The sequence below is a fragment of the Alloiococcus otitis ATCC 51267 genome (genome assembly GCF_000315445.1).
GTDB lineage: Bacteria > Bacillota > Bacilli > Lactobacillales > Carnobacteriaceae_A > Alloiococcus > Alloiococcus otitis.
Genome location: NZ_JH992962.1, coordinates 68,961 through 79,358, shown reverse-complemented (window position 1 = coordinate 79,358; position 10,398 = coordinate 68,961). Strand labels below are relative to the sequence as shown.

General features: G+C 43.5%; 8 protein-coding genes. 1 reads left to right on the top strand and 7 read right to left on the bottom strand.

The features are described from left to right. The 7 genes from HMPREF9698_RS08580 to metG all read right to left on the bottom strand — a co-directional run. Nucleotides 1-823: metal ABC transporter substrate-binding protein (locus tag HMPREF9698_RS08580; RefSeq protein WP_003779145.1), on the bottom strand; the 823-nt coding region annotated here is incomplete at its 3' end. A 927-nt stretch (nt 824-1,750) separates the two neighbouring features. Next, nucleotides 1,751-2,647 (bottom strand): 16S rRNA (adenine(1518)-N(6)/adenine(1519)-N(6))-dimethyltransferase RsmA, encoded by an 897-nt coding sequence (rsmA, locus tag HMPREF9698_RS08015; protein ID WP_003779143.1) that lies wholly within the window; start codon nt 2,645-2,647, stop codon nt 1,751-1,753. Nucleotides 2,648-2,671: 24 nt separating this feature from the next. Further along, nucleotides 2,672-3,265, bottom strand: coding sequence for a ribonuclease M5 (rnmV, locus tag HMPREF9698_RS08010; RefSeq protein WP_003779140.1), 594 nt, complete (start codon nt 3,263-3,265; stop codon nt 2,672-2,674). 17 nt (nt 3,266-3,282) lie between these two features. Further along, nucleotides 3,283-4,053, bottom strand: a complete 771-nt coding sequence (locus HMPREF9698_RS08005) for a TatD family hydrolase (RefSeq protein WP_003779138.1) — start codon at nt 4,051-4,053, stop codon at nt 3,283-3,285. 192 nt (nt 4,054-4,245) lie between these two features. Further along, entirely contained in the window at nt 4,246-4,974 is a 729-nt protein-coding gene (locus HMPREF9698_RS08000) for an amino acid ABC transporter ATP-binding protein (RefSeq protein WP_003779136.1), read from the bottom strand. Then, on the bottom strand, nt 4,974-6,419 hold the full coding sequence (locus tag HMPREF9698_RS07995; protein ID WP_003779134.1) for an ABC transporter substrate-binding protein/permease: 1,446 nt from the start codon (nt 6,417-6,419) through the stop codon (nt 4,974-4,976). The genes HMPREF9698_RS08000 and HMPREF9698_RS07995 overlap by 1 nt, the downstream gene beginning before the upstream one ends. Nucleotides 6,420-6,613: 194 nt before the next feature. After that, nucleotides 6,614-8,656: a methionine--tRNA ligase gene (gene metG, locus HMPREF9698_RS07990; RefSeq protein ID WP_003779132.1), complete on the bottom strand. Its 2,043-nt coding sequence runs from the start codon at nt 8,654-8,656 to the stop codon at nt 6,614-6,616. Between the two features lie 420 nt (nt 8,657-9,076). On the opposite strand from metG, the gene HMPREF9698_RS07985 reads away from it, so the two are divergent. Continuing rightward, nucleotides 9,077-10,398 (top strand): IS1634 family transposase (locus tag HMPREF9698_RS07985; protein ID WP_003779130.1); only part of this gene is annotated, 1,322 nt, incomplete at its 3' end.

The following is a 10,398-nucleotide window of genomic DNA, read 5'->3' as shown; positions in this document are numbered from 1 at the left end:
CATCTTCGTCGTGGTCATGATCGTCTTCATCATGGTCGTGGTCATCTTCGTCGTGGTCATGATCGTCTTCGTCGTGATCATGATCGTGGCCATCCCCTCCATGGTTGTCAACATGAAGCTCAACCCGGTCCGATTCTTCTCCATCCACTTGGTAGTAGACTTCAACTGTATCTTCTATAGAATATTCAAAGGTTTCATCGTGAGCCAAGGTCTCTTCTTCGATCACTTGGCCGTCTTGTTCAACAAACCAAGTGACATCTTGGTCAGTGTCGACATTGGCTTGCAGGCCTGCCGTATCACCCGTATGGTAGTGGCCAGCCAAGCCGATAAAGTCATCCGATTCTGCACCGTGATCATGATCGTGGTCATCTTCATCATGTTCATGGTCGTGGTCGTCTTCATCGTGTTCATGGTCATGACCGCTAGCTAAGTCCCCGTCCATTCCATCGATGGCTTTTGCCACAACTAAGTCTTCATTCTCAACAGCCTCAAGCAAGTCTCCAGCCCAAAATTCCATTTCATCACTGCTGTAGACAAAGACATCAGACTGGTCCACCTGGGCTATGTCTTGAGGACTAGGCTCAAAGCTATGGGCATCCTGGTTGGAGGATAAAATCATATCTACTTGGGCCCGGTCACCAGCTACCTCTCGCGCAAATTCATAGACCGGGAAAAAGGAAGCCGTTACCTGGAGCTGGTCCTGGTCTTGGTCAGCCTGAGCTTGGTCTTGGCCAGATTGGTTTTCTTGCCCGCCTGGACTACAAGCAGCTAATAAGCTGGCTGTTACTAAGTAAGTCGACATTCTCAAGATCTTTTTCTTCATTTTCCTTCTCCTTTTGCTTGAAAATTTAAATCGTAACCATTCTCATTCGTAATCACTACGATTTTCATTATACACCACTTTCCCTACCTGTCAATCATCTTTTTTTCTAGTCGCAAATATGGTGGGCCAGTTTTGAATAAGTTTTATGTTTATTGTAGAAAATTCTTGGATCCCATTTTCACTGCTTAGTCATTAACTATAAACTGACTTATGCAGAGATGTGGACTTTACATCGAAACCACCGTATTATGATTTATTGTCCAGTTTTAACTTCAAAACTTCTTTATTCTGATTTATTATCCAGTTTCAACTTCAAAACTTCCTTATTCTGATTTATTATCCTGTTTCAACTTCAAAACTTCCTTATTCTGATTTATTGTCCAGTTTCAACTCCAAAACTTCCTTATTTTGATTTATTATCCAGTTTCAACTTCAAAACTTCTTTATTATGATTTATTGTCCAGTTTCAACTTCAAAACTTCCCTATTTGAATTTATTGTCTAGTTTCAAATCTCAAAATACCTTATGGATACCCGGTTGTCGCCTTTCAACATAACTAATCTTGTTTAAGAAAAGTACTATCAAATTATCGAATAATTTAAGTTGTTTGAGAAAAATCTGCTGAAATTCTAAAAGAACCGTTGTTGTTTGAAAAACAAACAAATTTCTCAAACAAGCGTCCCTGTTTGAGAATAACATTTCTTCTCATAGCCCCTTTTTTTAGAAAATAATACAATATTTTTGACTCGTTATTTTTGAAATAAGCTAGATCTAACCCATATACTTACTAAATTTATTCTATAAAAAAGAAGCAACTTTCAATCGTTGCTTCCAAAAATAGTGATCCCCTTAAACCAGTAAGGTCAAAAACCACTGTCCTTCTTGGTGCTCGCTTTAATGATAAGCTAGGGTATTAGCTATCCCGCCCTAGTGACCGACTTCCTTTAAGCCCTGGTCGCTTAGGGCAGTCGTCAAACAAGCAAAGTCTGCTAATCCCAGTGCCTCGCCCCTAAGTCCTGGGTCAATGCCAGCTTGACCGAGGGCGACTTGGACCTTGGCTTGAACTTCCTTGTCCTTACCAAAGTGGGCTTTGAGGTTGTTCCACAGGGTCTTCCGGCGCTGGGCAAAGGAGGCCCGGGTGACTTGGAAGAAAAAGGCTTCATCTTCTACCGAAACACTGGGCTGGTCTAAAATGTCCAGGCCAATAACTGCTGAATCCACCTTGGGCTGGGGCCGGAAAACAGTCTTCGGCACTTGAAACAAAATATGGGCCTGGGCATAGTATTGAACCGCAATCGACAAGGACCCATATGCCTTGGTGCCAGGACCAGCTACAATTCTTTGACCGACTTCTTTTTGAACCATAAAAGTTAAATAGTCCAATTTTAAGGGGGCTTGGAGGAAGTGCATAATGATAGGAGTGGTAATGTAGTAGGGAAGGTTGGCCATGACTACCAAGCGGTCTCGGTCAATATCTTGGTCTCTGCAAAACTGACCCAAATCGACTTGGAGAATATCCTGGTTGATGATGGAAATATTTTTGTAAGGAGCCAGACTATCCTCTAAGACAGGCAGGAGCCTTTGGTCAATCTCAAAGGAGTAAACTGCTTTGGCTAGCCTAGCCACTTGTTCGGTCAAAGCACCAATACCTGGCCCGACTTCAATGACCACCGTATCCTTGTCAACTCCAGCAGATTCAACCATCTTTTGCAGAATATTACTATCGATGATAAAATTCTGGCCCAAGCTTTTCTTGGCTTGGAGGCCATATTTCTTTTGAATTTCAATTGTGCGACTGGGACTGGCAATATCGCTGTGAGGCATGAACTCTTTCCTTTCGAACACTTACTAGTCTTTTTTCACTTCTTCTAGGGCCTGGATAACCTGGTCTTGGTTGATGTGGAAGAGGGCTAGCCGCTTTTGCAGTTGCTTGGCATTGGTGTAGCCGATCCGCAACTTGTCTCCCAATAGGCTCCGTAAATGAGCCGAGTTTTCCCCATCGACCAAACCTTGCTGGCGCAACCAGGACATGGTTATTTTAGGAGGCTTTTGGCCAATCTGCTCAGTGTACTTTTGACCTAAGGCAGTCTCAATAGCTTCATTGGAGGCATGTTCAATCCCCAAAGAATGCTTGTAGCTACTCATAGGGACATGGCTATCGTCTCCCAACTGACTCTTGTGCTTGGCTTCCTCTTGGGACAAAAAAGCGTGTTTGACCCCGGGCACTTGGCGTGAAATGATCTTCCGTATCTGCTCTCCCGAAAAATCAGGGTCCGTAAAGATGATGACTCCTCTTTTTTCCTGGGCATGTCTAATTTGATCTATAATCTTGTCATCGATGGCTGAGCCATTCGTTTCAATGGTATCAGCCCTAACTACTTCTTTGATCCGGCGACTGTCTCCTTTCCCCTCAACAACGATAACTTCCTTAATGGTTTTCATGGCCCTTCCCCACTTTACTATTCATTTAGTTTGAAAATCCGGTTGGTATTATCATAAGTGACTTGTGCTAGCTCTTGGACAGATAAGCCTTTTACTTTGGCAATTTCTTCCGCAACAAAACGGACATAGCCTGGTTCATTCCGCTTACCCCGATTAGGTTCCGGACTGAGGTAAGGAGCATCCGTCTCCACCATTAAGCGGTCTAGGGGAGTGGCTTGAGCAATTTCTCTGACTTCTGGGGCATTTTTAAAGGTCACTACCCCAGAAATGGAAATCATGGCGCCGAGTTTAACAAAACGCTTAAGCCAGCGGGTGGAAACATTGAAACTATGCATAATCAAGCCAGCTGGAGGCAGGCCTTCCTCTTCCAAAATCCTGTAGACATCCTTGGTCGACTCCCGGTTGTGAACGGTCACGGGAAGATCATAATCCTTGGCCAGTTGGATCTGGCGACGGAAGGCATGGAATTGGACCTCTTTGGGATCGTCCATCCAATGGTAGTCCAAACCAGTTTCCCCTACCGCTACAGCCTGGCCACTTTCATAAATCTGCTGGAGGTAGCCTTCCACCTCTTCATTGTAAGAGCCGGCCTCAGTTGGATGCCAGCCAATGGTAGGATAGACTTGGGGGTATTCCTGGCTTAACGCCAAGGCTTTTTCGATACTAGGGTAGTCAAAACCGACTACGGACATCCGGCTAACCCCCATGTCTTTAGCCCTGGCCATAACTTGGTCTAAGTCTTGTGAAAATTGCTCATCATTAATATGGGTATGGCTGTCAAAGAGCATAACAATCTCCTTTATACGATTTCGCATTTTCTATCTTAGGAAAACTTCACTTATCTCACTATATTTTACCAATTTCTAAAATGTTTTTCTAGGACTTTTAAGTTTTTCTAGGATATTTTAGCAGAATAAGTTTTTGGGCACATAAAAAAAGCCAGGGTCAACTGATCCTAGCTTTTTTGCCCTTGGCTTGGATTATAAAATTTTGTTTAAGAAGTCTTTGGACCGCTCTTCTTGAGGGTTATTAAAGAGGAGGTCTGGGGTGTTGACTTCCACCACATAGCCCCCATCCATCAAGACTACCCGGTCAGCCACCTCAGAGGCAAATCCCATCTCATGGGTGACCACCACCATGGTCATCCCTTGCTTGGTCAGGTCTTTCATAACTTTTAAGACCTCACCAACCATTTCCGGGTCAAGGGCTGAGGTTGGTTCATCGAAGAGCATGATTTCTGGATTCATGGCTAAGGCCCGGGCGATGGCCACCCGTTGTTTTTGGCCCCCTGAAAGGGAAGCAGGATAGGCTTCTAACTTGTCAGCCAAGCCCACTTGATCTAGAAGACGTTTAGCGGTTTCATCGGCTTCTGCCTTAGATAATTTACCTAGCTTGACTGGGGCAAGGGTGATGTTTTCCCTGACGGATAAGTGGGGGAAGAGGTTAAAGTGCTGGAAGACCATGCCAATAGTTTGTCTAATTTTATCAATATCCTTGGCTTCCGATATTTTTTTGCCATTGACAACGACAGACCCAGCTTGTATTTCCTCTAAACGGTTTAAACAGCGGAGCAGGGTGGACTTACCAGAACCAGATGGGCCGATAATGCACACCACTTCACCTTCTTTAACATCTAGGTCAATGGATTTTAGGACTTCATTATCGCCAAAAAATTTCTTTAACTGGCGAACTTCAACTTTATTGGCCATTATTTAATCCACTTCCTTTCCAGGTAGTTCGAAAGTTTGGCTAAAATGGTGATCAAGATAACGTACATGGCCCCAACAATCAGCCACATGGATCCGGGCTGGTAGGTTCGGGCGATGATAATCCGACCAGTTTGGGTCAGCTCGACTAAGCCGATCACAGAGAGAATAGACGAATCTTTCAAGGTCATGATCAACTGATTAATTAAAGACGGTACCATTATTTTAACAGCTTGTGGTAAAACAACATACCGCATGGTCTTCCCTTGGGGCAATCCCAGTGACCGACTGGCTTCTTTCTGACCAATGTCAACAGCATTAATACCACCCCGAATAATTTCACCGATATAAGCCCCGGCGTTAATACTCAAGGTAATGACACCAGCCTGGAAGGCGGAAAGGTTGATATTAAATAATTGGGGAATACCGAAGTAAACAAAGAAGGCCAAGACGATCATGGGAATTCCCCGCATAATATCGATGTAAACCAAACCAATCAGGTCTAAAGCCTTGTTGTCGCTGGTCCGCATCAAGCCTAAAACAACCCCTAGGATAAGGGCTAGGACAATCGAAATTGCTGTTACACTAATGGTGGTCCACAAGCCCCCTAGCAGGTTACTGAGGTTTGCAGACAGCTGGCCTAAAATACCACTTTCCGTTTGCTGGCTATCAATCGCTTCTTCACCGACGTATCGCTGGACAATTTCGTCATATTCGCCCGATTCTTTGATATTGGCCAGACCTTGGTTGAACATGTCTAGCAGTTCCGCATTCTCACCTTTTTGGACTGCAAAACCGTAAGAAACCTGGTCAATATCCTCTGAAATTACCCTGAAGTTAACCTGGCCAGTCTCAATCGCATAAGACATAACCGGGGTGTCTTCAATGGCAGCCGCTGCATTGCCAGCCATGACATCATTGTACATATTGACCGAGTCTTCAAATTCCCGGGTAGTAAAGCCGTAATCGTCTTGCATGGACTTGGCAACATCAGCGCCGTGAGTTCCGGTTTTGATAGCAACAACTTCGCCTTCTAAATCTTCTAGAGACTCATACTCACTGTCGGCCTCAACCCCGTAGACGGTCCCTGCTTCATAGTAAGGATCAGAAAAGTCAAAGGACTCTTTCCGCTCTTCTGTAATCCCCATCCCTGCGATCAAACCATCTACCTGTTTGGCTTCCAGGCCTTGCAAGGCCGCATTAAAGCCTAGGGGGTTCAATTCGTATTCAAAGCCTTGGTCTCTGGCGACAGCATCCAAAATATCCACATCAATACCGACATAGTCGTCACCCTCTTGGAAAACGAAGGGGGCATAAGTCGTATCGGTGGCTATTTCATAAACTTTATCCTGGGCTTGGACTTCTTGACTTGGTGAGCCAAAGCCGATAAATAAACTAATAATAAAGGTAAAGGCTATCAATAAACTTGTTTTTGTCCTTTTATACATGATCTTTCCACCTCTTTTTCCTAGTATACTTAAAAAATAACGACATGGCAATCGCTAAAACTACATTATAGTCACACTTTTCTCATAAAAGTACCAGGCACAATGTTTAAGGTCTACCTACTCACTTGTAGGTAGACCTTAAATGCCAGGACTTCGCTCAGCCTGGTGACGATTAAATTGAATGCCCGGTTAGCTTAGGATAAGTCAGCCCCATTTTCAATTTGGCTTGGCAATTCAGCCACGGTCAAGCTCCCTTGTCTATCTTCGGCTGACAGTATCATGCCTTGGCTGATTTCCCCAACCATTTTACGGGCTTTTAAGTTAGCAACGATGGCAACTTTTTTCCCAACCAATTCCTTGTAGTCCGGGTAGAACTCGCGGAGGCCTGAGACAATTTGACGGTTGCCTCCTTCATCTCCAGCATCCAAGCGGAATTTTAAAAGCTTGTCTGACTTGGCCACGGGTTCAACATCGATAATTTCTGCTGCTCTTATTTCCACCTTCATAAATTGGTCGAAGTCGATTTCATCCCGGTCCAAGCTGAGAGGGATTTTTTCCGGTTCCCATTGGTCTTTATCTTCTTCACCAGCCTTAGACTTGCCCTTGCCCTCTTCCATGGCCTTTTTGATCTTAGCCACTTCTTGGTCCAAGTCAAGTCGTGGGAAGATTGGCTGACCTTTTGAAGCAACTTGGACACCAGCTAGGTCGACATCAAAGTGGGGGTCCTTCCAGTCTTGTTCCCCTAGTTTACTTAGGCCCAACTGGTCTAAAATTTTACCGGAGCTTTCAATTAAAATAGGTTGGAGCAAGTTGGCCACCACTCTCAGTGACAGGACTAAGTGGGTCATGACTGAAGCAAGCTCTTTCTGTTTGGATTCATCTTTAGCCAATAGCCATGGTTCGGTTTGATCAATGTACTTGTTGGTGCGAGAGATCAAGTTCCATACCGATGAAACGGCCCGGTTAAATTGAAGGTCATCCATTTTTTTCTTATAATCCTGGATGGTTTCTTCAGCCAGTTTGGCCAGTGGTTCATCATAGTCAGTTACTGGGCCAACATAAGCTGGTACCTTACCGTCAAAGTATTTGTTAATCATCGAAACTGTCCGGTTAACCAGGTTGCCAAGGTCGTTAGCCAGGTCATAGTTAATCCGGTTGATAAAGTCTTCTGGTGTAAAGACCCCGTCACTACCGAAAGGAACTTCGCGGACAAAGTAGTAGCGCAAGGGATCTAAGCCGTATTCGTCAACCAAGAATTCAGGATAGACGACATTACCTTTAGACTTGGACATTTTACCATCTTTCATCAGTAACCAACCGTGGCCATATATTCGCTTAGGAAGAGGTAGGTCCAGGGCCATGAGCATAATCGGCCAATAGATGGTGTGGAAGCGGACAATCTCTTTGCCTACCATGTGGATGTCTGCTGGCCAGTATTTTTTAAACTGGTCTGGTTGCTGGTCAAAGCCACCAAGGTCTGGATCATAGCCTAGTGCTGTAATATAGTTAGACAAGGCATCGATCCAAACGTAGACCACGTGTTTGGGGTCAGCATTAACCGGAATCCCCCAGTCAAAGGTAGTCCGGGTAACAGCTAGGTCTTCTAGTCCAGGTTTGATAAAGTTGTTGATCATTTCTTTTTTCCGGCTTTCAGGTTGGATAAAGCCAGGATTGTCTTCATAGTATTGGAGCAAGCGGTCACTGTACTTGCTCATTTTAAAGAAGTAAGATTCTTCCTTAACCCATTCAACTTCGTGACCACTTGGAGCCTTACCTCCAATGACCTTGCCTTGGTCATCCTTGTAGACTTCTTCTAGCTGGTTTTCGGTAAAGTATTCTTCATCGGATACGGAATACCAACCAGCATACTCACCAAGGTAGATATCCCCCTGCTCATATAACTTGTCGAAGATCTTGGCAACGATTTTTTTGTGGTAATCATCTGTAGTCCGGATAAATTGGTCATTGGAGATGTGGAGGTAGGACCAGAGATTTTGGATATAGTCTGCCATCTGGTCGACATATTCTTGGGGGGTTTTACCGCTTTCTTCGGCCTTCTGTTCAATTTTTTGACCGTGTTCGTCTGTTCCTGTTAAAAAGTGGGTGTCAAATCCTTGCAATCTTTTATACCGGCTAATGACGTCACAAGCCACAGTGGTATATGTATTCCCAATATGCAGGTTACCACTCGGATAAAAAATTGGAGTTGTTATATAAAAACTATTTTCAGCTGACAAATGAGCCGCCTCCTTCAGAATATTGGATCTATAACAGGTCTAACCTACTATACAGTATAAAAGTATAGCATATAGACTGGGGACTTTATAGGATTTGGCATTAAAAAATTTAGGTTAGCATGAAAAATGTCGGTTGAATGATGAGACCAGCTTACCTGGCTCCCATATAAAAGAGTTTGGAAACCGGTTGCTTGCAAGCCGGACCTAGACCTCTATTATAGCCTTGGTTTACCAGGGCTTAATTCTTGGCCTAACCCCATACTATAGCGGATCAATCGGGAGTTTGACAGTTTTAAATGTCAAAAAATGCCACAAAGCCTATCAGGGCTTTATTTTTTTGCCAAAATTTTATTAAATAACATTGCGTACTATTACGTACTGTGATATAATAAAGCTATCCTATCCCTGAGGTGATCAGCTTTGCGTATCAAAAAAAGTCGTTCAAAAAATTCGGTTTCCTATGCCGTTATTAAAGATATTACTCGAAATGGTAAACGCACCACTAAAATTGTCGAAACACTGGGTAATTACGAGGAAATCAAACAAAAACATCCCGAGATGGACCCGGAAGAATGGGCCAAACAACGAGCCGCCGAATTAACGGCACAAGAAAAACAGAAAAAACAAAAGATCGCCATCCACTACGATCCAACTAAGAAAATAAGAAAAGATAAACAACAACTTTTCAATGTTGGTTACCTCTTTTTACAATCCATTTTGGCTCAGTTGAAACTCCCCACAATGACGAATAAAATTGCCAAGCAGCATCAATTTAAATATCCGTTGGATCAAATTTTATCTTGTCTCATTTACAATCGAATTTTGAGTCCTGCTTCCAAAAAAAGTGCCTTTGAGTTTGCCCAGACCTTATTAGAACCACCTCATTTTCAGTTACAAGACATTTACCGCAGCCTTGATGTCTTAGCTGAACATACCCATGATATTCAAGAACATTTTTATCGATTAAGTCAAAAAGTAGCGAACCGGGAAACCGCCGTTCTTTACTACGACTGCACCAATTTTTTCTTTGAAATCGAAGAAGCCGAAGGCCTGAAACAATACGGTCGGTCCAAGGAAAATCGGCCGAACCCCATTGTGCAAATGGGATTATTTATGGATGGCTCAGGCATTCCCCTCGCTTTTAATATAACAAGTGGCAACACCAATGAACAAACTACCCTGAAACCTTTAGAGAAAAGAATCCTTAAGGATTTTCACTTATCAAAATTTGTCGTCTGTACCGACGCCGGTCTTTCTTCAACAGCCAATCGTAAATACAACACCTTAGGAGAACGGGCCTTTATTACCACTCAATCGGTCAAAAAAACGAAAAAACATTTGAAAGAATGGCTCTTAGATAAAAGCGGTTGGCGACTCAGCCATGACAAACAAAGCTATAACATAGACGACATAGATGAAACTGCTCATTTTTCAGATATCTTTTACAAAGAAAGATGGATTCATGAAGATGGACTCGAGCAACGTTTCATCGTGAGTTATTCCCCAAAATATCGCCAGTATCAAGCTGCCGTTCGACAAGGGCAAATTGATCGAGCTCTCAAAAAAGTTCAGGAGCCTTCCCGGCTCCACCAAAAAGGAGCGAATGATGTTAATCGCTTCATCAAATCAACTCATGTCACTCAAGATGGTGAAATTGCCCAACAAGCTGAACATACGATTGATCAAGATCGGATCGAAGAAGAAGCCCAGTATGATGGCTTTTACGCTGTCTGCACCAACCT

Bases quoted from the DNA above. Each gene is read 5' to 3' on its own strand.
- rsmA (WP_003779143.1), bottom strand. From the start codon at position 2,647: ATGCCTCACAGCGATATTGCCAGTCCCAGTCGCACAATTGAAATTCAA.
- HMPREF9698_RS08005 (WP_003779138.1), bottom strand. From the start codon at position 4,053: ATGCTCTTTGACAGCCATACCCATATTAATGATGAGCAATTTTCACAA.
- rnmV (WP_003779140.1), bottom strand. From the start codon at position 3,265: ATGAAAACCATTAAGGAAGTTATCGTTGTTGAGGGGAAAGGAGACAGT.
- HMPREF9698_RS08000 (WP_003779136.1), bottom strand. From the start codon at position 4,974: ATGGCCAATAAAGTTGAAGTTCGCCAGTTAAAGAAATTTTTTGGCGAT.
- HMPREF9698_RS07995 (WP_003779134.1), bottom strand. From the start codon at position 6,419: ATGTATAAAAGGACAAAAACAAGTTTATTGATAGCCTTTACCTTTATT.